At 60.8% G+C, this 23,228-nt stretch carries 30 protein-coding genes; 12 read left to right on the plus strand and 18 right to left on the minus strand.

Going from position 1 to position 23,228, the window contains the following annotated elements; translation table 11 throughout:
- Window positions 1–349: 349 nt before the first annotated feature.
- The 14 genes from BLV41_RS13315 to BLV41_RS13375 form a co-directional block, all read right to left on the minus strand.
- Complete coding sequence (locus tag BLV41_RS13315) at window positions 350–844, minus strand: single-stranded DNA-binding protein (protein ID WP_074712025.1); 495 nt, start codon at window positions 842–844, stop codon at window positions 350–352.
- Window positions 844–1,371, minus strand: a complete 528-nt coding sequence (locus BLV41_RS13320) for a hypothetical protein (RefSeq protein WP_074712027.1) — start codon at window positions 1,369–1,371, stop codon at window positions 844–846. The genes BLV41_RS13315 and BLV41_RS13320 overlap by 1 nt, the downstream gene beginning before the upstream one ends.
- Window positions 1,371–2,207, minus strand: a complete 837-nt coding sequence (locus BLV41_RS13325; RefSeq protein WP_244516902.1) for a lambda exonuclease family protein — start codon at window positions 2,205–2,207, stop codon at window positions 1,371–1,373. The genes BLV41_RS13320 and BLV41_RS13325 overlap by 1 nt, the downstream gene beginning before the upstream one ends.
- Window positions 2,204–3,418: an AAA family ATPase gene (locus tag BLV41_RS13330; RefSeq protein ID WP_074712029.1), complete on the minus strand. Its 1,215-nt coding sequence runs from the start codon at window positions 3,416–3,418 to the stop codon at window positions 2,204–2,206. Before BLV41_RS13330 ends, BLV41_RS13325 begins: the two co-directional genes overlap by 4 nt.
- Window positions 3,415–3,636: a hypothetical protein gene (locus tag BLV41_RS13335; protein ID WP_074712031.1), complete on the minus strand. Its 222-nt coding sequence runs from the start codon at window positions 3,634–3,636 to the stop codon at window positions 3,415–3,417. The genes BLV41_RS13330 and BLV41_RS13335 overlap by 4 nt, the downstream gene beginning before the upstream one ends.
- Window positions 3,633–4,037, minus strand: a complete 405-nt coding sequence (locus BLV41_RS13340; protein ID WP_074712032.1) for a hypothetical protein — start codon at window positions 4,035–4,037, stop codon at window positions 3,633–3,635. Before BLV41_RS13340 ends, BLV41_RS13335 begins: the two co-directional genes overlap by 4 nt.
- A gap of 390 nt (window positions 4,038–4,427) precedes the next feature.
- Window positions 4,428–4,673: a hypothetical protein gene (locus BLV41_RS13345; RefSeq protein ID WP_074712034.1), complete on the minus strand. Its 246-nt coding sequence runs from the start codon at window positions 4,671–4,673 to the stop codon at window positions 4,428–4,430.
- A complete protein-coding gene (locus tag BLV41_RS13350) occupies window positions 4,670–4,981 on the minus strand; it encodes a hypothetical protein (RefSeq protein WP_074712036.1) in 312 nt (103 codons plus the stop codon). Before BLV41_RS13350 ends, BLV41_RS13345 begins: the two co-directional genes overlap by 4 nt.
- The gene (locus BLV41_RS21710) at window positions 4,978–5,253 is read right to left on the minus strand and encodes a hypothetical protein (protein WP_139244326.1); all 276 of its coding nucleotides are present in this window, start codon (window positions 5,251–5,253) and stop codon (window positions 4,978–4,980) included. The genes BLV41_RS13350 and BLV41_RS21710 overlap by 4 nt, the downstream gene beginning before the upstream one ends.
- Complete coding sequence (locus BLV41_RS13355; protein ID WP_074712037.1) at window positions 5,246–5,776, minus strand: hypothetical protein; 531 nt, start codon at window positions 5,774–5,776, stop codon at window positions 5,246–5,248. Before BLV41_RS13355 ends, BLV41_RS21710 begins: the two co-directional genes overlap by 8 nt.
- Before the next feature lie 76 nt (window positions 5,777–5,852).
- Window positions 5,853–6,041 carry a hypothetical protein gene (locus BLV41_RS13360; RefSeq protein ID WP_074712038.1) on the minus strand — a complete coding sequence of 63 codons (189 nt, stop codon included), beginning with the start codon at window positions 6,039–6,041 and terminating at the stop codon, window positions 5,853–5,855.
- Window positions 6,042–6,213: 172 nt separating this feature from the next.
- Window positions 6,214–6,438, minus strand: coding sequence for a hypothetical protein (locus BLV41_RS13365; RefSeq protein WP_074712039.1), 225 nt, complete (start codon window positions 6,436–6,438; stop codon window positions 6,214–6,216).
- 52 nt (window positions 6,439–6,490) lie between these two features.
- Complete coding sequence (locus BLV41_RS13370) at window positions 6,491–6,730, minus strand: hypothetical protein (RefSeq protein WP_074712041.1); 240 nt, start codon at window positions 6,728–6,730, stop codon at window positions 6,491–6,493.
- Window positions 6,727–6,975 (minus strand): hypothetical protein, encoded by a 249-nt coding sequence (locus BLV41_RS13375; RefSeq protein WP_074712042.1) that lies wholly within the window; start codon window positions 6,973–6,975, stop codon window positions 6,727–6,729. The genes BLV41_RS13370 and BLV41_RS13375 overlap by 4 nt, the downstream gene beginning before the upstream one ends.
- A gap of 116 nt (window positions 6,976–7,091) precedes the next feature.
- On the opposite strand from BLV41_RS13375, the gene BLV41_RS13380 reads away from it, so the two are divergent.
- The 6 genes from BLV41_RS13380 (at window position 7,092) to BLV41_RS13405 (ending at window position 12,556) form a co-directional block, all read left to right on the plus strand.
- On the plus strand, window positions 7,092–7,334 hold the full coding sequence (locus BLV41_RS13380; protein WP_170835476.1) for a helix-turn-helix domain-containing protein: 243 nt from the start codon (window positions 7,092–7,094) through the stop codon (window positions 7,332–7,334).
- Window positions 7,335–7,962: 628 nt separating this feature from the next.
- Complete coding sequence (locus BLV41_RS13385) at window positions 7,963–8,700, plus strand: response regulator transcription factor (RefSeq protein ID WP_044572807.1); 738 nt, start codon at window positions 7,963–7,965, stop codon at window positions 8,698–8,700.
- On the plus strand, window positions 8,691–10,199 hold the full coding sequence (locus tag BLV41_RS13390) for a sensor histidine kinase (RefSeq protein ID WP_074712045.1): 1,509 nt from the start codon (window positions 8,691–8,693) through the stop codon (window positions 10,197–10,199). Before BLV41_RS13385 ends, BLV41_RS13390 begins: the two co-directional genes overlap by 10 nt.
- 124 nt (window positions 10,200–10,323) lie before the next feature.
- Window positions 10,324–10,986, plus strand: a complete 663-nt coding sequence (locus tag BLV41_RS13395; protein ID WP_139244327.1) for a hypothetical protein — start codon at window positions 10,324–10,326, stop codon at window positions 10,984–10,986.
- 74 nt (window positions 10,987–11,060) lie between these two features.
- The gene (locus tag BLV41_RS13400; RefSeq protein WP_074712048.1) at window positions 11,061–11,762 is read left to right on the plus strand and encodes a YcnI family copper-binding membrane protein; all 702 of its coding nucleotides are present in this window, start codon (window positions 11,061–11,063) and stop codon (window positions 11,760–11,762) included.
- A 131-nt stretch (window positions 11,763–11,893) separates the two neighbouring features.
- Window positions 11,894–12,556 carry a DUF4232 domain-containing protein gene (locus BLV41_RS13405; RefSeq protein ID WP_074712049.1) on the plus strand — a complete coding sequence of 221 codons (663 nt, stop codon included), beginning with the start codon at window positions 11,894–11,896 and terminating at the stop codon, window positions 12,554–12,556.
- A gap of 13 nt (window positions 12,557–12,569) precedes the next feature.
- Here the strand turns inward: BLV41_RS13405 and BLV41_RS13410 are convergent, their stop codons facing one another.
- Entirely contained in the window at window positions 12,570–13,139 is a 570-nt protein-coding gene (locus BLV41_RS13410; protein ID WP_074712051.1) for a hypothetical protein, read from the minus strand.
- 217 nt (window positions 13,140–13,356) lie between these two features.
- Between BLV41_RS13410 and BLV41_RS13415 the strand changes: the two genes are divergently transcribed.
- On the plus strand, window positions 13,357–18,177 hold the full coding sequence (locus BLV41_RS13415) for a DNA glycosylase AlkZ-like family protein (RefSeq protein WP_074712053.1): 4,821 nt from the start codon (window positions 13,357–13,359) through the stop codon (window positions 18,175–18,177).
- Window positions 18,170–18,979, plus strand: coding sequence for a DNA-formamidopyrimidine glycosylase family protein (locus BLV41_RS13420; RefSeq protein WP_074712055.1), 810 nt, complete (start codon window positions 18,170–18,172; stop codon window positions 18,977–18,979). The genes BLV41_RS13415 and BLV41_RS13420 overlap by 8 nt, the downstream gene beginning before the upstream one ends.
- On the opposite strand, the gene BLV41_RS13425 is transcribed toward BLV41_RS13420, so the two are convergent.
- Window positions 18,976–19,335 (minus strand): VOC family protein, encoded by a 360-nt coding sequence (locus BLV41_RS13425; RefSeq protein WP_074712057.1) that lies wholly within the window; start codon window positions 19,333–19,335, stop codon window positions 18,976–18,978. The genes BLV41_RS13420 and BLV41_RS13425 overlap by 4 nt on opposite strands.
- Before the next feature lie 119 nt (window positions 19,336–19,454).
- Between BLV41_RS13425 and BLV41_RS13430 the strand changes: the two genes are divergently transcribed.
- Together BLV41_RS13430 and BLV41_RS13435 are read left to right on the plus strand one after the other, a co-directional pair.
- Entirely contained in the window at window positions 19,455–19,865 is a 411-nt protein-coding gene (locus tag BLV41_RS13430; protein ID WP_074712059.1) for a DUF1801 domain-containing protein, read from the plus strand.
- Window positions 19,866–19,874: 9 nt separating this feature from the next.
- On the plus strand, window positions 19,875–20,417 hold the full coding sequence (locus tag BLV41_RS13435; protein ID WP_074712061.1) for a GNAT family N-acetyltransferase: 543 nt from the start codon (window positions 19,875–19,877) through the stop codon (window positions 20,415–20,417).
- Between the two features lie 15 nt (window positions 20,418–20,432).
- Here BLV41_RS13435 and BLV41_RS13440 read toward each other — a convergent pair whose 3' ends face one another.
- On the minus strand, window positions 20,433–20,888 hold the full coding sequence (locus BLV41_RS13440) for an SRPBCC family protein (protein WP_074712063.1): 456 nt from the start codon (window positions 20,886–20,888) through the stop codon (window positions 20,433–20,435).
- Window positions 20,889–21,019: 131 nt separating this feature from the next.
- Between BLV41_RS13440 and BLV41_RS13445 the strand changes: the two genes are divergently transcribed.
- The gene (locus BLV41_RS13445; RefSeq protein ID WP_074712065.1) at window positions 21,020–21,499 is read left to right on the plus strand and encodes a GNAT family N-acetyltransferase; all 480 of its coding nucleotides are present in this window, start codon (window positions 21,020–21,022) and stop codon (window positions 21,497–21,499) included.
- A 31-nt stretch (window positions 21,500–21,530) separates the two neighbouring features.
- On the opposite strand, the gene BLV41_RS13450 is transcribed toward BLV41_RS13445, so the two are convergent.
- Window positions 21,531–22,187: a hypothetical protein gene (locus BLV41_RS13450; RefSeq protein WP_074712066.1), complete on the minus strand. Its 657-nt coding sequence runs from the start codon at window positions 22,185–22,187 to the stop codon at window positions 21,531–21,533.
- Window positions 22,188–22,278: 91 nt separating this feature from the next.
- On the opposite strand from BLV41_RS13450, the gene BLV41_RS13455 reads away from it, so the two are divergent.
- On the plus strand, window positions 22,279–23,205 hold the full coding sequence (locus BLV41_RS13455; RefSeq protein ID WP_074712068.1) for a pseudouridine synthase: 927 nt from the start codon (window positions 22,279–22,281) through the stop codon (window positions 23,203–23,205).
- The last annotated feature ends 23 nt before the right edge of the window (window positions 23,206–23,228 follow it).

A 23,228-nucleotide genomic window follows, 5' to 3' on the forward strand; every position in this document is an offset into this window, starting at 1 on the left:
GCTTGGTGATTGGAGCCTCTTGTGTGGGCAGTACGGGATCGTCCGAGTGGCAGGCGCATTGGCGTTTGGTGCTGCATGTGAATGGGTTCCAGCAGCAGCCGCGTTGGCACCGGGTTATCGGGTCACGCGTCGGGTTTAGTGGGTCATGCACGAAGTCTCCTTCCGAGTGCCCTGCGCAGATGGTGAGTCTGCGCAGGGCGGGTTTTGGGTACAAAAAAGACCCGCATGTGACGGGCCTAGAGGATGGTGGTGCGGTCGTGCTATTTACGCTTGCTTGGCGGTATCTTTCCAATCAGCCACGCGAGGCCGAAGCAGATGACGGCGATTGCGAACCATGGAACGTCGCTCATCAGAAGGGGGCCTCCGAAGTTTGTCCGTTGCCCCAGCCGCCGCTGTTCTGTTGCTGCTGTCCGCCGCCGAACCCTTGCTGCTGCGACTGCTGGCCTGGCTGCTGCTGCTGCTGGTAGCCGCCCTGGTTGTTCTGCTGTGCGAGCTGGCCGTTCTGCTGTTGGGGATTCTTTGGCACGAGTCCGACAAAATCAGCCACAACATCCAAGGATTGGCGCTGCTGGCCATCCTTTTCGTAGTCGCGGGTGTTCATCCGGCCAGCGAACGTCACTCGGCCCTTGCCCTGGTTCGCGGTGATCTGCAAGTCGAGCGCTTCGGATGCGCCGCCGAACAAGGTCACGTTGAACCAAGTCGTCCCGCCGTCCGTCCAGTTGCCGGACTGATCCTTGATGCGGGCAGTCTCGGCAGCTGAGAAGCTGATTCGCGCCTTGCCGTCCTGCCCGAACTTGAGCCCGTAGTACGTGCCGATGTTTGCTGTTGTTGCTATCTGCGCCATTAGTTGGCTTCTTTCAGTTGTGCTGCTCGGGTTTCGATGTCTGCTTGGAGGTTTTGTGGTGCTTGGCCCCAGAGTTGCTTGAGTCCGTCAATGTCGGCCGCCGCTATCTCAGCCGCCCAGTCACGCTGCCCGGGTTCGGCAAGGGGCTTGACAGTGAATGGCTTCCTGTTGCCTCGCGTGGCAGTAAGTTGCAAGGTCAACGCCTTGCCGATGTGGCTAAGGTGCGAGATCTCAACACCACCAAGCGTCTTGCCGCCATAGGTGACAGTCGGGTTGCCGAACAGTGTTAGTGCCCGGCCAACGTATGCGGCCGATTTGTCGCCCCATGCCTTGATAAGAACGCGCCTCATGGACTTGTTGGGCTTGAATGGTCGGCCCGGGTACTCGGCCAGCTCGATATGGACTGGCTGCTGATCTCCCTTGATTACCTTGACGCCAGTGACCGTTACCGTGCGTGGTCCAGTTTGGTAATCGTCAAAGCTCTGCTGGTCACTCTTTGGGTCTACTGTGTCGCCGATGTCAGCCATCAGAAAATCTCCATTTCTTCCCAGTGGTCGATGCGCTCAGTGGGCGGGTTACCCTCGGTCGCTTTCAGGTATTTGTCGAGCATGTCCTCGGCGTTGGTTTCGAACTGAACCAACGCTGCGATGATGGCGGCGAACCATTTTTGATCCGGGTACACGCGATGGACGAACGGTGGCATCCCACCTGTGTAGCTGAAGTAATCGAGCCAGTCACGGCCAGAGACGAGCAGCCCTGTTTGAATCTGGGCCATGTTCGCGCCGGGTACTTCATCGTCCAGGAACGTTGCGAGCTGGATCTTCTGCTTGCGTGACTTGATCTCAATGAGCCCATCTTCAGCAACTAAGCCATCTGGTGAATAGCCCAGTCGGTAGCCGTTGATCTCGCGCACCATGAACCCAACCTCAGTGACCGGCGCGTATCGTTCGCTGTAGACCTCACGGGCGTAGGGCTCGTCAAGGTTTCCGCGCTCCATGTCGCGTGTGGTGGCCATCGGTTCCACGTAGTTCGTGATCCGTTCGGCGGCCAGTGCCATCGTCAAGCTCTTTGATGTGAGGTTGTCGGCAACCTTTAGCCCCGCCGTGAGTAGTTGGTGAACCACGGACGCGGTAAGAACACCACAGCGCGCCTCGAACCATTCCGGCGTGCCCTGCTCCAACTCTTTGTAGACGGTGAGTTTGTCGGCAGGCAAGGAGAGCTTGGGTGGCACGTACGCTGGCATGTCCTTGTAGCTTGGTGAGTCGAACGGATCAGGCGCGGCGGGTGCTGGCTTGCTGGATACAACTGCGGGCGGCGTATCCACTTTCGGAGCCACCGCCCGCGCACCTGTCTTGATCATCATGCGAGTTCACCATCCGAGAAGAAGTACTCTTCGTCGCCCTTATCTTCCTTGACGATCTCGATGAAGATTTGGAAGTCAGTGGACTCTGCCATGTCCGTCAACAGCTCCATGCCTTCCATGTCGAGAACGTTTCCGTCACGGATTACGATGACGCGGATCTCAGGGTTGGTGGCCATGATCATGGCGCAGGAGACAATCAGCTGTTCGCGGCCCGATGCGCGGCTGAATGGTACGCCCTGGTAGAGCACACCTTCCTCATCGAACGTCAGCCCCTCGATGGGCATCTCAGCCGCGGCCAGTCCGTCAGCCTTGCGTTTGTCGATGGCTCCAAGTTCGGCAGTCAATTCTGTGTACTTCTCACGCAGGTTATGTTGGCGCTTGGCCTGCTGAATGGCTGCGTTGTTGGTGCGGATTGCCGCGTTGGATTCCTCGGCGCCGTCGATGCTGGCACGGATCGCTGGCACGTCAGGCATTGGAGCGTGGTTGCCGATCTTTTCCTTGAGTGAATCCACGTCCCTTTCGTGCGTGGACCGCAGCGCGATGAGATTGCCGATCTCGGCGTTGATCCGATCAATCTCGGCATGAGCTCCGGTGAGGCAGTCGCGATCATCTCGATGCGACTGCTCCAAAGCTTCGGCGGCGCGGTACTCTTCCAGCAAAGCGGCCACGCTGGTTTCTTCGGTCGGCAATGACTTGTCAAACACGACGTCACCGATTGCCTTGCCGTCGCGCCCAACGTTTGCGCGCTCATCAAACACGCGCTTGCGTTCGGCGTCCATCTCGGCGGGATCGAACGGCAGGTCCACGATGGACAGTAGCGCCTTGAGTTGATCCTTCTCGCCCATGCTGATGAACTTTCGGCCGTCGATACCCAGGCTGCTAATGCGTGCGTCAAGTTCCCTCTGCCCGAACTTGTTGCCCGCAGCATCAAGGCCCTTCAATGTGGTGCCAGACGGTGTGTAGCCGCGGATCAGTGTTGAGCCATCGGAAAGCTTGACCTCGATTGACGCCTTGCCATGTCCGTCCTTCACTGGCCGCTTGATGTTGCGACCATTGTGTCCGGTCAAGGTCGCTTCCAGGCCGTCGTTGGTGGACGTCTTGCCAGCGCCATTCTTGCCAGCCAGAACGACGAGGTTCCCAGTCGGTTCGATCTTGGCGTAGCTGACCTTCTGGAAGTTGTTCAGTTCTGCGGTAGTGATTTTCGTACTCATAGTGATTCTCCTAGTGAGTTGGTTTGTTGTCCCTCGGTGATGAGGTAGGCGAGGTGTTCGTTGCTGGCCCAAACAGTGCGTAGGGCTTGGTTGGTGCGTTTCCAGCTGTGCGCTGTGGTCTTCGTGAAGTGCCAGACGAACGGCTGATTCGCGAACCGGATATGGATCTGTGAGCCGATGGGCTTAGCGATCAGATCAACCTCAGTGCACACGCTCACGGGGTTGGCTGCTCTCGTAGGACCGTGATGGTTTCGTAGTCATCCAGAACGGAAATGACTGAGTATGTGATGAAGTGATTTCGCCATGCTGGCCTGCCTGCGAGATTGAGGACCAGAGTGAAAGTCTGATCGCCATCCCCTTCACCTGTTCGCTCGCCGGCGCAATGGATCACGTCGCCCAGATGTAGGGCCTTGAGCTCATCCTCAGTAGTGACTGTGCGTTCCTTGGTCCATCCGACGGCAATAAGCGCGGCAGCCATCTCCTTGTAGCGTTCGATGCGGATGGCGTACCGCGGCGTTTCCTCAAACCATTCCCAGTCCACGATTGATTGCTCTCGTGGCTGGTTGCTGTTGTCCGCGATGAAGATTTCGCGGGCTAGGTCGTCTCGTTGGGTGGTCATTGGGCTGCTGCTTTCTGTAGGTCGCGAAGTGTTTTGCGTTTGGTGTTGGCTGCGGTTCGGCATGGTTCGCAGTCGTCGTCGCCGCGTGCTTTGTGCTGCTGATATCCCCAGACGGTGCCGTGGGTGATTTCGCCTAGTACACGCGCCCGGTGTCGTGGCTTCGGTACGGGCCTAGGCTTTGACTTCGAGGCGGGCTTGGTCTTGGTTACCTTGGGCTGCGGTAGCTTCGGGTCATAGGGTGCACAGAATTCGCAACACCGCGTGTTCGCCGCCTTATGTTGCTGCCAACCCTTCAACGTGCCGCAGTTCATCGTCCCCACCACCATTGGTCGAAGCTGCGGCAGTTGAGCGCGAACAAGGCGCCGATGAGGACAGCCAGGATAAGGACGCTCACTTGATCACCTCGGGCATCAATTGGTGCGGGGTGTCTCGTGGCTCAATACCGGCAGCAAGACACGCCGGGCAGATGTCGCCGAACGTTTTGCCAATGAACCAGCCCGCCGCAACGAACTGATCCAACGGCGGCTGCTGAACACTCGGCTCAGACTTAGTAGCGCACCCCGTCTCGTCACACCGCATCACCCATCGCTTATCCAGCGGGAACGGTGAGCGGTCATCCACCCATTCGCGGCTCACTTGGAGGCTCCTACGATGGCGACGGCTCGGTTTCGCAGATCCTTGATTGTTGTGATTGCCTGATCGAACTGAGGACCGGACATTGGGCGTTCGCGGTTCTCAAGCGCCGTTAGCATGTCCTCGGCAAAAGCAATAAGCGCTTCGGCCTTTGCTTGGGCGGTGATGATCGGCAGTGCGGCCACCAAGGTGGCCTCAGCACATTTGAGCCACGTAGCTTGGTAGCCGTCTGCTAGGTCGCGCCACTCCCAGTGGTTGAACTCGGCCATCGACCGCGCTGCTGCTGCGATTGCTTCTGCGGGGATTGTCATGGGGTTACTCCTTCTTCGACGCCGCGCCATGAGCAGATAGCTGAGCCTGCGCGGGATGGGACGGTTGAACGTTTGTGGTGCACGTACTTGATGTAGCCGCGTCGTGCTGCGGTGGAGAATGCGGGGCCGACCATGTTCCCGTGCGGTGGTGGGCGGAAGTCTCGGCGGAGATCATCGGCGCTGAATAATCCGGGCTTCTTAGCGCGGCCCTCGATCCATTCCAGAGCGTCATCCAACCAACCGACATCCTCAAGAGCTGCGGGCCTAGCCACGAGTGAGCTCCGTAATCAACATGTCAATGGCCGCTTGCGTTTCGCTCGTGTGTTGGTTGTAACTGCCGTCTCGCCAGTCATTCCATCCAGCGTTCTTAGCGACTTCCCTAGCCATTTCGTCCTGTCGGCTGCGGAGACGTTCAGAGGCTTCCTTCTCGGCGGCTGCGGATTCCTTTTCTCGGGCATCCAAGAGCTCGACGGCAGATAGGTATTGAAGTGCAATGAGTCGAAGTGTTGCCGTCTTAGCGGAATCGATGTGCGCGAGGTAATTGTTATCCGCTTTCATCCAGCCAGCCTCGTTCACCACCACCTTGGGCAGGTCGGCGCGGTCGATGGTGATCACGTCCGCGGTTGCCAGTTCAACCTCGTCACGGGTAACAAAGTCCTGATTGTCGTTACCGCAGTCAATGACCAGCCCGGATTCGTCCGCGCTGACTACTTTTACAATGTCTCCGTGGCTGTAGTGCGTGGCGTTTCTGGGGGCAACAATCCGTACTCGGTCACCTTTATTGAAGTCGTTCATGAGATAATTTCCTTTGAGTAGGTATAACGAAAGCCCGTCACCGTGCATGGTGGCGGGCTTGCTTATTTGGGTGGGGTTACAGGCTGGCGTAGTGCTTGCGTGCGGCGTCACGTACCAACAAACGCATAGCCTCAGCGCGCTCAGCCTTGGCTTCCTCTAGTCGGATTGATGCTCGAGCGACCGGTTCAGCTTGGTTGCGAGTGACGTTTTGTTCCCGCATGATGCGACGAATAGCTGCTTCAAGTTCAGCCTCGGCGGAATTCATTGGCGCTCCTTATTTCTTGGTCATTCGGTCGATCCAGTCACGAGCGCAGAACTTGCACGCATGGTCAACGTGGTTGCAGGTCATAGCCCGTCCAATCGGTCCAGTCGCGAATACTGCGGGTCAGGGTCAGCGGCGATGATGTGACGGGCAAACCACGACGCGATAAGGGCGATCATGCTGTGACTCCTGTCATGACGTTCTTGATTGCCTTATTGGCGGTGGGGTCTGAGTGACCTATGAAGCGGTACAAGCCCATGGGGTCAAGGGCCATTAGGTGGTTGTAGTTGCGATCGAAGAAGGACTTCGACTTATGCGGGTGGGATTCGTGCAGGAACGTGACGGCATTCTTCTTGTCCATGCCGTGAACGTCAGCCTGCAATTGGGCATAGTTCAACAAGGGAGAACCTCCGACTAAAAAGCCAGTAGGGGAAAGGTGGGGGTTGCCTTGATTAGGCGAAGTGGTCGATCTCGCCAGTGGCGGTGACCTTGTTTTCGTTCTGGGTAACTACGAATTCTTGCAGTTGCTCAAGCTGCTCGCGGGTGAATACGATCTTCCCGCGGCTGATCTTGCTGTAGATGCCGGACTCTTTGGCGAATCGGCGGATCTCATGCTTGCTTACGAAGGGACGGTTCTGCTCGTCGTACCCAAAGGCCTCAACGGCTTGCTCTGGGGTTTGGTAAACGTTCACTCAGCGGTGCTTTCCACGCTGGGTTTTGCAACTGGGAAAAGACTCTCAACCGGCAGACGCAGCGCGTCTGCCATGCGAAGGAGGTCACGGTAGGTGAAGCTGTACGGGTTCATCAGGCGGCTATTGAACGTCTCTCGGCTGATGCCGATTGCGTTGTAGATGAAGGTCTTGGAGACTCCGCTGTTGGCGACGAGGCTTCGGATGTGGGCCGACATATTCTGTTCGGCGTTCTGGGTGGTGATCATGGTTCGACTCTAAGTCGTAAATCCATCACATGTCAACACCCAATGTCGTAAAACTTTCGCACGAAGTCGGGTTTTGCACTTGATTTGTCGATCCTCCATCACATATAGTGATGTTCATGAGCGATCTAGAAGATAAGAAAATCCTTGCACTCGGCAAGGCCATCAAGATGGAGATGGTCGGCCAAGACCTTACACAAAAGGTCCTGGCCGACAAGATAGGCATCCACCGCGAAACACTATCCCGATACCTGAGTGGGGCGGCTGGCTATAACATGCCAATCGGAATCCTGTTTCAGATATCAAACACCCTCGGAGTCAGCGTCCAAGATCTTGTCGAACGAGCTGAAGCTCGTCTATAAGATCCTTGGTAGGAACGCCTTGGAGGTGCGCGGCCCTAAAAAGGTCGCGCACCGTTTTGATTTCTTCACTCGGCACCATCCAATCACCCCCGTTCTACTAGAACATAACTTCGAACTAGTGCATGACCCTTATCGTACTTCAAGGGTCCGACAAAGAACATGTGTGACGTGAGATCGACATGATGTCGGCTAGTGATTTGTTGATTAAATCAACAACACCGTGGCGGGGTCGTAAATGCATCACACTGGGTTGATAGTGATAACTGCGCGGTCATGGGCAAGTCGTAGCGATCTGGACATATACCAGACGGCTAGGTGAGTTTTCAAATCCCACCGTCACCGCCAATGAAAGCCCCGTGGATCCTTGGATCTACGGGGCTTTTCTCTTTCCTGGAGCACCCGCGATGGCCGCTACGTCGCGAGAGCGGGGTGAACTCGCCAACCGCCCCACAACATACACCGTCTTCGCGGGTTGGCCCCGTCTTCAGGGATTCAGTCCGTGGCGCGAGCGGTTTTGCCCCTGTTTCGGCGCCTTGGTCCCAACCGTCATCATCCGGACAGCCTCATACACAGACAACACTCGGGAATCATCCAGCCAACTACGTGGCGCATAACAGAGAATAAAGTCATGGCATCTTCCACTCCCGCATCAGCCTTGCCCAAGCTCACCAGGGCTGACGGTCAACCCATCCGCGCCTTGGTGGTTGATGACGAACCCGAGCTCGCGGACCTCATGCGCCGCGGTCTGGAAATCACCGGTTGGGAAGTTGCCACGGCCCATGACGGTTTTGAGGCGCTGAAGATTGCCCGCGAGTTCATCCCCGATGTGCTGGTCCTGGACGTCATGATGCCGGGCATGGACGGTGTGGAATTGTTGCATAAAATCCGCAACATCTACCCAGAGGTTCCTGCCCTATTCCTCACCGCCAAGGACGGCGTCTCGGACAAGGTCACGGGGTTGCAAGCCGGCGGGGATGATTACGTCAGTAAGCCGTTCAGCATGAAAGAAGTCCTACTCCGCCTGCACCGGATCGTCCAACGTTCCGGCATTACTGCCCCGCAATTTGCGCTGTTGACGGTAGGCGATCTGACTCTCAACAAGGACACCAAGGCCGTGCAACGCGCTGGCGTGGACATTGCCCTGACCTCCACCGAGTTTGAGCTCTTGAAATTCCTGATGGAAAACCCGCGCCACGTGGTGAGTAAATCACGCATCCTGGACCGCGTCTGGAACTACGATTTCGGCGGTCAAAGCAACATCGTGGAGCTTTACATCTCCTACCTCCGGAAGAAGATCGACGCCGATCGGGAACCCATGATCCACACCGTCCGCGGCTCCGGCTACGTGATTAAGCCATGTCCCTGAGCAGCACAACGCGCCAGCTCCTGCACCCGGGCAACTGGCATCTGAGCACCCGTCTGGTGGTCGTCATGTTGGCGCTCTTGACAGTCATCTGCGCGTTGGTGGGCATGGTGGCCTACACAACCTTGAGCGTTACGGCCAATAGCCAACTCGATACCGCCGTCCAGCAGGCCTCCGTTCGCACCGCCGCGTACTACACCGGATCCCCCACCCAGCGCGATCCCCTCGACGCCCGTGCCACCAGCGCAGGCCAGTTGAGTGCGGTTCTCAGTGATGACGTGGTCCATTACGCGGGAATCCTTGCCGCCGACGGAACCCGTCAACAGCTGACCATCACCGACGCCACCGTTCTGGCAGCCTTGCCCACCGATGGGACGTTCACCGACAAGACACTGACCCTGGGCGATTACCGTTTGCAGGCTCAGGCCGTCCCCAACGGTGGCATCCTGATCACCGGTCTGCCCCGCGCCGCCACTGAGCAGACGTTGTCCACCCTGGTTCTCTCCATCGTGCTGGTCTCGCTAGCCGGGCTCATGGCGCTTGGCTGGGCTGGCACCGTCATCATCCGCCGCAGCCTGCGCCCCCTGGGTCAGCTCTCGGACACGGCCACCCAAGTTTCCACGCTAAGGCTCGACGCCGGAGAGGTCGCCTTGAGTGCGCGGGTCCCGGACGCCGCGGCCCGGCCGGGCACCGAGGTGGGCAATGTGGGCAACGCGTTCAACGCCATGCTGGACAATGTGTCCCACGCACTGCAAGCGAGGCAACACAGCGAGACCAAGCTGCGGCGTTTTGTGGCCGATGCCAGCCACGAATTGCGCACTCCACTAACGGCCATCCGCGGCTATGCCGAGCTGCTGTCCATGACCGAACCCCTCAGTGACGACGGACAAACCGCCTTGAGCCGCGTCCAAGACCAATCGGTCCGCATGAGCAGGCTCGTCGAAGACCTGTTGACGCTGGCCCGGCTGGATGAAGCGAAGCAAACCGTCACCGATGGCGCAACCGGCACCGCCACGACTGGAAATACAGCCTTGGCCCTGTCGAAGAGTGTGAATGTGAGTCCGCTCGTCATGGAGGCCGTGAGCGACCTCCAGGTAGCCGCCCCCGATCACCAGTGGACCTTCGCTGTCCCGGATGAACCGGTTGAAGTGTGCGCTGATGACAGCGCCCTGCGCCAGATCCTCTTGAATCTTCTGTCCAACGCAGCCAAGCACACACCCGCCGGAACAGCGGTCCACGCGTCCCTGGCTCAGGCGCCCGGTGGTTGGTGCCTGCTGGAAGTAACTGACAACGGCCCAGGGATCGATCCCGATTTCCAAAAGATCGTCTTTGACAGATTCTCCCGCGCCGATCAGGCCCGCACGGGAACCACAGGGAGCACCGGCCTCGGCCTGAGCATTGTTCAGGGACTTCTCCAAGCCAATGGCGGATCCGTCAGCGTGACCAGCGCCCCGGGAAAAACCACCTTCACCGTCCGGCTGCCGAGCACACCAGCCCACTAGGCACGGCCGGTGCCCGGCTCCCTGACAGACCTGTCCAATCCGCAAGGCCCTCCGCCCCGAATGCCAGACAGAGGAATTCCCCGATAAGATGGGAAAGTTGGCTGGACGGCGGAAGGGAGCAGAAGTGGACCACGCGCCCTTTAAATTGCTCCGAACCACCCTGGTGGGCTCTACCATCCTCGGCCTTGCGGCCGGTGCGCACCTCCTGGCCGGCGGCACGCTCCCGGCCTGGCCCGTCATGGCCGCCATCGTGGCTTTACACATCATGTTCTCAACGATTGTCACAAAGTTCCGCCTGACACTTCCCACCATGTTGGGTCTCCTGGCTGGCAGCCAGGTAGTGCTGCACAAGGGCTTTGACGTCCTGTCCCACAGCGCGCATTTGATGCCGGGCGCTGTAACAAATAGCGGCTCCGCCCAAACTCTGGGCCACCACACCCTTTCCCCGGAAGCACATGCCTCGGCCATGCTGACCCAGGCCACTTCCACGGGCGCCAGCGGCCTTGAAACCATCGGCCATGCCAGCGCGATGTCCGGTTGGATGTTGGCAGCCCACATCGTGGCAACTTTGGCCGCGGCCGGTCTGCTGGCCTACGGCGAAAATGCGCTTTGGTCCTTGGCACGCTGGTTGCGACCGCTATACCGGCGCGCCGCCGTGGTACTCCTCCAGCCAGCACCAAGTGCCCCTGCCGGCGTCATTCCGCGTCCGCTCCCCAGGCTTCCATGGCGCAACATTCGCCCGGATACACGTCGCGGGCCGCCGGTACGGACGGCAATTTTCGCTTAACACCCCTCGAACTCGTCGCGGGGTGTCCATTCCCCGTACCTTGCGCGTAATCCGCGTTCGAAAGGCTTTATCCCATGCGTATTTCCCGTACCCTCAAGACCACCGCAGCTCTCGGCTCCACCGCCGCCCTGATGATGCTTGGCCTCGGCGCAGCCTCCGCCCACGTGTCCGCAACGCCCACAGAAACCGCTGCTGGTGCGTCCTCTCTGGTCACTTTCTCGGTGGGCCACGGCTGCGACGGTTCGCCCACCACAGCCGTGAGGATCTCCCTGCCAGAGGAGCTCAACGACGCTACGCCCACCGTCAACCCGAACTGGACCATTAGCAAGTCGGTGGAAAAGCTCGATACCCCGATCACCTTGGCCAACGGCAGTAAGGTCAGCGAGCGCACCGCGTCCATCACCTACACAGCGAAGACCCCGCTGGAGGATCACCAGCGCGACACCTTCACACTGTCCCTGCAACTGCCCGAAACCGCCGGAACCACGCTGCATTTCCCCACTCTGCAGACCTGTGAGACCGGGCAGACGGACTGGAAGGAAATCCCCGCAGCCGGTGCTGACCATGACTCAGTGAAAGCACCGGCGCCGGAACTGACAATCACCGCCGCGGTAGCCGAGGATGCTCACGGCGCCCATGGTTCTGCCGATGTCGCCGCGTCAACTGACACGAACGACGCCGGCACCTCCTGGCCGGCATGGATTGGCTTGGCAGCCGGGCTGGCCGGGTTGGTTCTGGGTGGCTTGGCCTTCTGGCGCACCACCCGCAAGGCGTAACACCTCCCTGCCCTGTGCTTGCTCTCCACCTGCTCTCTGCGCAGGTGGAGAGCAAGCGGAGAGCGGCGTCATATCGCGCTCGCGCGGCGGGGGAGATTGACTCTAGAAACCATGAACGCAAAAGTGGGGTCATGACAACTGATCAGCGAACCCCGACCAAGCGACTTCACACAGGCAAGTTCCTTACACTGGCGGCCCTGATCGGACTGGGCACAGTGCTCGCCGCCTGTGGCGCCCAGGACTTGCCCCTTGCCGCGGAAACCACCTCCTCACCCGCCACCACCCAGGCGAGCCCCAGCGCAACTGCCACGGCCAGCCCCACGGAGGCAACGCCGTCGTCCGCGCCAACAACTGCACCAACAACCACGCCGGCCACACCCCTCTGCACAGCAGCCTCGCTCACGGGCGCCCTGGATGACACCGGGGGCGGCGCGGCAGGGAGCATCTACATGAGTCTTGTGCTGACCAATGGCTCCAAAGCCAGCTGCATTCTAGATGGCTACCCCGGAGTTTCCTTGGTTCAGGCCGGCACTATTGAGCCCATCGGCGCACCGGCGGAGCGTGACGCGCAGGCTCCGTCGAACGGCCCCATCACGCTTGCCCCAGGCGAGCACGCCACCGCCACGTTCCGCTACACCCAGGCCGGAAATTACCAGGACTGCCAACACGTGGATACCGATGCGGTGCTGGTCTACCCGCCGAGTGCAACCGACAGCTTGGAAATCCCGCACGCATTGACCGCGTGCAGCAACGCCGACATTAAGTTGCTGACCATCGGCGCGTTCCAGCCGTAACAACCCTTAAAAGTTACGGGCGCAGTGCCTCGTCGGGATCGAATTCTTCGAAGGACCCGATGAAGCCCGGGTCGCTGTCCTGTGCCTCGCGACGTCGTCCGTGGCGCAGGACGTGCAGCTTGTTCGAACCAAATGCCAGCAGGGCCGCGGTCAGCAGTTGCAGGGCTCCGCCCCACACGTCGGCGTGAATAACCATCGTGAGGAAACCGGTGAAAGCCACGGCACCGCCAATGGTCATGAGAAGGCGCAATCGCTCAAAGTGGCCATAAACAATCACGGCACCGCCAAGTATGAACCAAGGCCCCGCACCATTGAGGAAGGGCACGAGGGAAGCCAGGATCATGCCGACGAGCGCTCCACCGGCCAGGTAGAGGTAATGATTTCGCGGCGCCAACCACCAGGAGGGATTTTTCCACAGCCAGGCCGCACTCAACACCGCCAGCAAGAGTGACGCCAGCACGAAGAAGCCGGATGAGGCACCGTTTCCGCGCAAGGTCATCATGCTGATGGCGCTGCCGAGCAAGAACAGGAACGACATGCCCAGCAACGGAACCCAATTGTTCCCAATGTGCCGTGTCTGCACTGCCTCCGCCCTCCCCCTCAAAACATCCTTCAGGAGCTAAGGCAGGCACACGATTTACGCCGGACCGGCCCCGGCAACCATTGCCGCTCCTACCGATAGATTACCGCCTGCTACTGACACTCATGCACCGGAGGCGGTGTCGCCCTCGCCACGTCGCAACAATGTCCCAGGCATGCGGCATGATGGAGCCGTGGAGGGAACAAAGTCAACAGCCCCAATGAGCCAATTCGCCGCACCCACGCGCGAATGGTTCCTTGGCGCGTTCGGCTCCCCTACGCCCGCACAAACCGGCGCCTGGAAAGCAATCGCAGGCGGCGCCCACTCGCTGGTGGTGGCCCCCACCGGCTCGGGTAAAACCCTTGCCGCTTTCCTCTGGGCACTGGACGGTCTCATCGCCAAGACCGCTTCTTCAGGTACGACGCCGGATCCTGGGCAATTGCCGGGCCTCACCTTGCCCCCCGTCGCCGGTCATAAGACTGGCACGAGGGTCCTTTACATCTCACCCTTGAAAGCCCTGGGAGTTGATGTTGAGCGGAACCTGCGGGCGCCGTTGATCGGCATCACGCAGACCTCGGCCCGGCTGGGATTCGCGGCACCCCATGTCAGCGTGGGCGTACGATCCGGGGATACCCCGGCCAATGAGCGCCGCCGTTTGCTGACCAACCCACCTGACATTCTCATCACCACGCCCGAATCCCTGTACTTGATGCTGACCTCCAAGGCGCGCGAAACGCTGGGCGATGTCCGCACCATCATCATCGACGAGGTCCACGCGGTCGCCGGGACCAAGCGCGGCGCGCACCTGGCAGTGTCCCTTGAACGGCTCGATGCCTTGTTGGAAATTCCGGCCCAGCGCATCGGCCTCTCGGCCACGGTAGAACCACATTCCACGGTGGCACGCTTCCTCGGCGGCAACGCCCCGGTGACGATCGTGGCACCTAGCAGCACTAAAACCTGGGACCTGACCGTCACAGTGCCCGTCGCCGACATGACTGAACTTCCCGCACTCGCCTCAGCTCACGATCTCGGCCCAGCCTCGGGTCTTGCCCCGAATTCGTCCATCTGGCCGCACGTTGAGGAAAAGATCGTCGACGCCGTGCTGGCCAAGAACTCCACCATCATCTTCGCGAACTCCCGCCGATTGGCCGAGCGGCTCACGGGCAGGCTCAATGAGATTTATGTGGAGCGGCTGGAGCTCGATTCGCTGGTCGAGCCGGTCCAGACCCCGGCGACCGATATCAACGAACTCAATCAGCGATCCCCAACTCGACTCCCGGCGGAGATGATGGCGCAGGCCGGTGCCACGGCCGGAGCGCCCAATGTGCTGGCCAAGGCGCACCATGGCTCGGTGTCCAAGGAGCAGCGTGCGCTCATTGAGGACGATCTAAAATCGGGCCGGCTGCGCGCTGTGGTGGCCACCTCCAGCCTGGAACTGGGCATCGATATGGGTTCCGTGGATTTGGTGATCCAGGTGGAGTCACCGCCGTCGGTGGCCAGTGGCCTGCAGCGTGTGGGGCGAGCCGGGCACCAGGTGGGCGAGATTTCCGAGGGTCTGCTGTTCCCGAAGCACCGGGCGGACCTGTTGCATTCAGCGGTGACCGTTGAACGGATGTTGGCCGGCCAGATTGAGCCGCTCTCCATTCCCACGAACCCACTGGACATCCTGGCCCAGCAAACCGTTGCGGCCACGGCGCTGGAAGCCCTCGACGTCGACGTGTGGTTTGAAACCGTGCGCCGCAGTGCACCTTTTCTTGCCCTGCCCCGCTCAGCCTTCGATGCCACCTTGGACCTGCTGGCCGGGCGCTACCCCTCGGACGAGTTTGCCGAACTCCGTCCACGCATCATCTGGGACAGGACCGCCGGCACCATCACGGGGCGGCCAGGTGCGCAGCGGCTCGCAGTAACCTCCGGAGGAACCATCCCGGACCGCGGACTGTTCGGGGTCTTCATTGTCGGTTCCGAAGAACCAGGGACGCCCGGGACAGCCAACAAGGGAGGGCGGCGTGTTGGCGAGCTCGACGAGGAGATGGTCTACGAGTCCCGCGTTGGCGATGTCTTTGCGCTCGGCGCCACGAGCTGGAAGATCGAGGACATCACCTTTGACAGGGTTCTGGTCTCCCCCGCGTTTGGACAACCGGGCAAGCTGCCGTTCTGGAAGGGCGACTCCCTGGGCCGCCCTGTGGAGTTGGGCCGGGCACTGGGCGCGTTCATCCGCGAGGTCAGCGCCGCCCCGCGCAAGAAAGCGCTGGCCCGCTGCACGGCCACAGGTCTGGATGAGTGGGCGGCCAACAACCTACTCGGATATCTGGACGAGCAAAAAGCCGCAACCACGGTAGTCCCGGACGACAAAACCCTCATGGTGGAGCGCTTCCACGATGAGCTGGGCGACTGGCGCGTGGTGCTGCACAGTCCCTTCGGCATGCCGGTCCACGCCCCGTGGGCCCTCGCCGTCGCCGCCCGCCTGCACGAACGCTACGGTCTGGACGGCTCCGCCATGGCCTCCGACGACGGCATCGTGCTGCGGGTGCCCCTCATGGACGACGAGCCTCCCGGCGCCGACCTGTTCCTTTTTGATCCGGAGGAACTCGATGGCATCGTGACCGCCGAGGTGGGCGGCTCCGCCCTGTTCGCCAGCCGTTTCCGGGAGTGCGCCGCCCGCGCACTGCTCCTGCCCCGGCAGAATCCGGGCAAGCGCTCACCCCTGTGGCAGCAGCGCCAACGCTCGGCCCAGCTGCTGGACGTAGCGCGGAAGTATCCGCAGTTCCCGATCGTGCTGGAAACGGTACGCGAATGCCTGCAGGATGTGTACGATCTGCCCGCCCTGAAGGACATCGCCGCCTCGATTGAGCGTCGCGAGCTGCGCATCGTGGAAACCACCACCAGCGAACCTTCGCCTTTTGCCCGTTCCCTGCTCTTTGGTTACGTGGCGAGCTTCCTTTACGAAGGCGATTCCCCTCTGGCCGAGCGCCGTGCCGCGGCGCTCTCTCTGGACCCGGCCTTGCTGGACGAACTTCTGGGCAGGGCCGAGCTCCGCGAGCTTTTGGACCCCACAGTCATCGCCACCACCGAGGCCCAGCTCCAGCGGCTCGCCGGCCGCGGCAAAGACCAAGACCGCCGCGCCCGCGGCATGGAAGGTGCGGCAGATCTGCTGCGCCTGCTCGGCCCCCTCACAGTTTCAGAGCTTGCCGAAAGATTGGTCCCCGCCAACGCCTTGGAGGCGCCTTCCCCAGTATGGGACGACGCCGGGCACTCGCCTGACGCTGCCATCTCACCGGCCCACCTGGCCGACACTGCGGCGCATTTGGCAGGGCTGACCGGCGCGAACCGCGCATTGCGAGTGAACCTGGGCGGTGAGGAACGCTTCGCCGCCATAGAAGACGCCGCCCGCCTGCGTGATGCCCTCGGGATTCCGCTGCCCATGGGCGTGCCACTGGCTTTCATCGAGCCCGTGGCCGATCCGCTCGGGGACTTGATCGGCCGTTATGCCCGCACTCACGGGCCCTTTACCGCAGCGGACGTTGCGGCAAGGCTGGGACTGGGTATCGCCGTCGTGCATTCCGGGCTTGCCAGGCTTGCCGCGGACAAGCGGGTCACGGAGGGGGAGTTTTTGCCAGCCGGGTTGGCGCGCACCGACGGAGGCAGCGAGTGGTGCGATGTTCAGGTGCTGCGGCAGTTGCGAAGCCGCTCGCTCGCCGCGTTGCGGGCCGAGGTGGAGCCGGTTGATGCTGGGACTTACGGGCGGTTCCTGCCTGCCTGGCAACACATCACAGCAGCTTCCAACTCGCCTGCTTTGCGCGGATTGGACGGTGTGCTGACGGTGGTGGACCAGCTGGCGGGCGTGCCCATTCCGGCGTCGGCGTGGGAACCCTTGGTGCTGGCGGCGAGGGTTGCTGACTACTCACCCGCCATGTTGGACGAGCTGACGGCGACGGGCGAGGTTCTGGTATCCGGCGCCGGTTCGCTGGGCTCCAATGATGGCTGGCTGAGTCTGCACATTGCGGAATCGGCTGATCTCACACTTGCGCCAACCGTTGACTTCACCCCGGGCGAACTGCACCAGAAGGTGCTTGCAGCCTTGGAAAACGGCGGCGCGTACTTCTTCCATCAACTGCGGGAAATGACGGCCGAGGGTCCTGACATTATCGCTTCAGATACCGAGCTGACCACGTCTTTGTGGGATCTGCTGTGGGCTGGGCGCGTCAGCAACGACACGTTCTCGCCCATCCGGGCGCTGCTTGCCGGCGGTCACACGGCCCACAAGCAAAAGACACCTCCCTCGCGGTTGCGACCTGCCAGGGCGGGACGATACGGGCGGCTGCCCGGACGGGCCGCCGGTGTGCAACGCGGCGCACCTCCCATGGGTGCCGGGCGTTGGAGCCTCCTGCCTGCAGGCCCCAACGAGGAAGTATCCAGTGCCCAGGCCACGCTGCGCGGCCACGCCCTCGCCGAGCTGTTCCTCGATAGGTACGGTGTGGTGACGCGCGGATCCGTCATGAATCAAGGGATTCCGGGCGGATTCGGGCTCATGTACAAAGTCCTCGCACGGCTGGAAGAAGGCGGAAAATGTCGCCGTGGTTACTTCATCGAGCATCTTGGCGCAGCACAATTTGCGGTGTCGGCCACCGTGGATCGGTTGCGCACCTTCAGCGAGGATGCGGCCCTGAAGATACGTGCGCCGCAGGCCCTGGCCCTGGCGGCCACCGACCCCGCCAACCCATATGGCGCTGCACTGCCGTGGCCGCCCCTGGATTCCGGACACAGGCCTGGGCGCAAGGCCGGGGCCTTGGTGGTGATGGTCGACGGCACTTTGGTTCTGTATGTTGAACGGGGCGGGCGCACCTTGTTGTGCTTTAGCGAGGATGAAGCCGCTGTTTCGCTGGCCGCCGCAGCCCTGGTTCAGGTGGTCAAGCGCGGAGCGATAGACAAGATGGCCATAGAGAAGGTCAACGGCGTGGAGGTCCTGACCACTCCCCTGGCAGCAGCCTTGTTGACCGCCGGCGCCTACAGCTCCCCGCGAGGGGTGCGGATCCGTGCCTGAGGGAGATACTGTTTGGCGCCAAGCACGGGACTTGCGCGCGGTTCTCGAAGGACAAACGTTGGTCTCGAGTGATTTCCGGGTGCCGGCTTATGCCACCGTCGATTTCAGTGGCGAGCCGGTCTCCTCTGTTGCCTCGCGTGGCAAGCATCTGCTGATGTTCGTGGCGGGACACATTATTCATTCGCACTTGTCCATGGAGGGGCACTGGGATATTTATCCTTCAGCGGCTGGTGGCCCTCCGGCGCGCTGGCGGCGGCCCGCGTTCACGGCGAGGGCTGTCTTGAAAACTGACTTGGCAACGGCCGTCGGGTTTTCCTTGGGCACGCTGGAGGTGCTGCCGGAAGCGTTGGTGGGCGACGCCGTCGGACACCTTGGTCCGGACCTGCTGGGTCCTGATTGGGATGACGAGGAAGCATTGCGCCGGTTGCTGTCGGACCCCGGGCGGGCAATCGGAGTCGCATTGTTGGACCAGCGAAATCTTGCGGGAATCGGCAATATTTACCGCAATGAGCTGTGTTTCCTGGGCGGAGTCCATCCGGAAACGGCCGTTGGGGACGTCCCGGACCTGCCGCGGATGATTGGGCTGGCCAAGCGGCTGCTCGAGGCCAACAAGGACAGGGCAACCCGGTCAACAACGGGTGGACCGGCGCGCGGCGAGGCGGCCACCTGGGTATACGGGCTCGCCAGGAAACCGTGCAAACGCTGCGGTTCCCTGATACGCCAAGAAACCCTGGGCGATCCGGCATTCCCTACACATGCGCCACGGGACATATATTGGTGCCCGCGCTGTCAGGGCTCCTAGTTGGCGCCCGTCACCGGGCGCACAACGCACCATTCGTTGCCTTCGAGATCCAAGAGCACCTGAAAAGTGCCCACGGAATCTGAGTGAATTGCACCGACCTTCACGGCACCAAGAGCAATGGCAGCGATGGTGGCCTCCGGAACATCATCCACCAGCACATCAATGTGGAGCCGGTTCCTGCCGTGCTTTGGCTCGGGCACTTTCTGAAAGGCCAACCGGGTCCACCCGGGTGGGTCCACAAAAGACCATGACTCATTTCGGTCCACCGGCTCACCGCCAAGAACGGCTGACCAGAACCTCGCCAGCGCCGACGGATCCTGGCAATTCACAACCACTTCATCAACCTGTCCAATCATTGTGCGAGCCTACCGGTGATCCGGTCATGGGTCATAAGGCAAGCAGGATCAAAGAAGCGCCCCACCGTGGTTCCGCCTAGAGTGAGTGAGCAAAAGCAGATCTTCGAGAGGACACGGCCGTGAACACCACCTTCAGCAAAGAGGAAAAGGCTGCAATGCGGGCGGCCGCAGCGGAAGCCAAGGCAGCAAAATTAGGAGCGGACCTCGAGGAAGCCTGCCTCGCCGCAATCGCCGAACTCAGTGGCACCGACCAGGAGCTGGCCCAAACGCTTCACGATCTGGTCAAGAAGCACACAAGCCTGGGCGCGAAGACCTGGTACGGAATGCCCGCGTACACCAACGCTGATGGCAAGGTCGTGGTGTTCTTTCAGGGCGCGGCCAAGTTCAAGGTTCGTTACGCAACGATTGGTTTCCAGCCAGACGCCAACCTCGACGAAGGCAATTTCTGGCCGAGTTCTTTTGCCGTCACCAAGTTGAGTGCCGCAGATCAGAAACAGCTGGTAGAGCTGCTCAAAAAGGCCGTCAGCTAGGCTGCGAGCATGTCCATCAGTTTTGAGCCGATGACGCCGGCGGACGCTGACGAGGTCATGGCGTTCCTTTCGAGCAACCGGTTCCCCTTCCATGTCCAGGCCGCACCCGAGACTCCGAATGTCCGGCAGGGCATCGAAAACGGCCGGTTCTGGAACGCGGACACCCAAGGCTACTGGGTGCTGTCCGAGGGAATCCGCATCGGTTTGGCATCCCTGGAGGACCTCCAGGACGCTGGTTCGCCGCTTTTTGACCTTCGCCTGGGGGAAGCCCACCGGGGAAAAGGTATTGGAGTGGAGGTTCTGCGCGCGCTGTGCAACCTGGTCTTCACCACCATGCCCGAGGTCAGGCGTTTCGAAGGGCAAACTCGGGAAGACAATATCGCGATGCGCAAGACCTTCATCCGCGCGGGCTTCCTCAAGGAGGCCCACTACCGTTTGGCTTGGCCAAACAACGACGGCGGATACGTCGCTTCGATCGCCTACGCGATCCTGCGCCAAGACTGGGAAAACGGTACTGTGACCGAATTCGACTGGGACGATATCCTCATCTGAGACTGCGGCCCTCCACTAACCGAGGCTGGCATCTCCTACGAGGTGCCGGTTTCGCGTCTCAATCAACTTCTGTAAATAACTGGCCAAAAACAATTTCTCCACCAGCCGCCCCAGCGGACCAAACGGTGCTTGGAACTCAATACGGTCAATCATGGTGGTTACACCGGCAAGCTCACTGAACTCATGGACGTGCCGGAAGCGTTGAAATGGACCGCTGATCTGCTCGTCGATGAAAACGTCCGGCGCCTCCATGCACGTAACCCGACTCGTCATCCGCAGCGGTAGCCCAAAATGCCAGGCCCGCCACGTCACGTCTTCGCCCAAGGAAATCAGACCGGAGGTAACCCCGGAAATGGCCTGCTCCCGTGATGCGGCCATCGATTCGGTATGGGCGTCAATGCTGCGCGCCAAATCAAACAGCTGGGCTTTGGGGAGGTTGGCCCGGGTGATGCATTCGAAGGCAACGGTCATGGTCCGAGTATGTCAGGCGGAGCCTGCCTCACCCCCTGGGAACAGGCCCGGCAGACCAAGTGTTTCATTCCGCCTCCGCGTAGATCCGTTCCCCTTCGTTCACGCAGGAACTCCTGTGACACGATATTGAGGTGACCGCACCACTGAAATTGACCACTAGTCGCGAATTCGAAGCTCAGCGCGAGGCCGCAAGAATTTGGTCCCTCGCCAAGGCCCGTCGGGATCAGAATTCCGAGTCCGACCCCGTTGAGAAAACACTGCCCGGGATCCAGCGGCGGCTGGACCTTGCAGGTGCCGAGTTGATTCTGGCCACCAACAGTAAAGGCTCCGTTGGCTTCACACTATTTGCCCCACATGAAGAAACCCTGGAGATCTTTTACCTTGCCGTGGCACCCGATTCATGGGGCGGCGGTGTGGCCGGGGCGCTGCTTGCCGGCGTTGAAGAATACGCCAGGGAAATCTCGCGAGGCATCCTGGAATTGTGGGTCATCAGTGACAACGAGCGCGCCATCAACGTCTACCAGCGAGCTGGCTTCATTGGCACCGATCAGCTGCAATACCTCGAGTCCTCAGGACAAACCGAACGTCGCATGATCAAGCACCTTGGCTAGCCGCCCGCCTGCCTCACTTGATTCGCGGTAGTTACTGCGAAAGCTTTGAGACACTCACAATGATGACCTGGATTTCCTTGCCGCCGTCGTAGCGCAGATCGTACCCAACATCGAACCCCAAGGAGTCCCCCACGCCCACGGCATAGCTGGACTTACCGCCGGGATCATCCCGGGTTCCCTCGATCCAGCGCTCCACCGCCTCCGAATCCAACCCGTAGTCAGATACGGCATCCCGCAACAGCTGCCCATACTCGTCGAGCGTTTCTGCAGTCAAGAAATAGGTGACAACGCTCAACTCGGGGCTGGTGTCGGTGGTGAAGAAGCGCACGTGATCGGTGTCCGCTTCGAGAGTTCCTGTGGTGCCCCTGATGGTCAGTTGCAACTTTTCGCCCTTATTGGCAACCACGTCCGGGCCATGGGAGGAGTCCGGCAGTCCGACGTCGGCCTTGGCAATGGTGCCCGCACGGAAATCCAGCCGCAGCGATTGTGATTCCTTGGCTCTGGCGATCCCCAGTTCGTCCAGGGTGGAAAACTCCCCGATGTCCACGAGTTCTTCCGGGGTGAACGTTGGTGGGCCACTGGTGCGGCGGACAGTGAAACCACAGCCGCCTAAGGCTGCCCCAAGAACGACGGCGGCACTCGCCAACACTGCGCGGCGGCGGATGAGCGGGGCAAACGAACCGGGCAAGACGCATCCTTTCGGCGACAATGTGGCCAGCCTACCCTGCCGATCCCGGCTGGTCTGGGCGCCATGGAACCCTCGGTACTCTTGAAAGGTGATGAAATCTCCCCTTCCCGTGCGCAATGGCGTCAATGCAACCCGAGTGCGAGTGCCCGCTGAAGGTCCTTGGGACACGGCGATGGACTTTGTCTTGGAGAAGTTCGGCCACGTCGATTCAGCCGGAATCGTCGAGAGATTTGAACGCGGCGAGGTCCGGGCGCTGGACGGGGAAATCGTCACACCCACCACACCGTTGAACGAGCACATGTTCATTTGGTACTACCGCGAACTCCCCGAAGAAGATCGCCTCCCCGTGGAAATCTCCATCCTGCATCAGGATGAGAACTTGGTTGTGGTGGACAAGCCACACTTCCTGCCAACCACCCCGGGCGGCATGTACGTGCAGGAATCGGCCCTGGTTCGCCTGCGTGTGCTTCTCGATCTGCCGGATCTTGTCCCGATCCACCGTTTGGACCGCATGACGGCCGGCGTGCTGCTGTTCTCCGCCAACCCGGAAACTCGGGGCAAGTACCAGCTGCTCTTTGAAAAGCGACGCATCGAAAAAACCTACCGGGCGGTGGCGCCCGTCCGCGAAGACCTGGAATTCCCGCTGGTGCTACGTAGCCGCATGATCAAGTCCCGCACCTACCTCCTTGCCCAGGAAATCGAGGGTGAACCCAACGCCGAAACGCGCATTGAGCTCATGGATACCCGGATTGACGCCGCGTCGGGGCAGACACTGGGGCTGTATGACCTGCAACCGCATACAGGCAAGACGCACCAGTTGCGCGTGCACCTGGCCTCACAGGGCATCGGGATCCTCAACGACTCGTTCTACCCGGTCCTGTTTGACCAGGCTCCGGACGATTACACCAAACCCCTGCAGCTACTGGCCCACAGTATTTCCTTCACCGATCCGCTGACCCGCGAGCCCGTCAAGTACTCCTCAAATCTGGAACTGGCCGAGTTCCCGAACCACAAATAGGGCTCGACAAACTCGGCCAGTGG

It is taken from the genome of Arthrobacter alpinus (genome assembly GCF_900105965.1).
Lineage (GTDB): Bacteria > Actinomycetota > Actinomycetes > Actinomycetales > Micrococcaceae > Specibacter > Specibacter alpinus.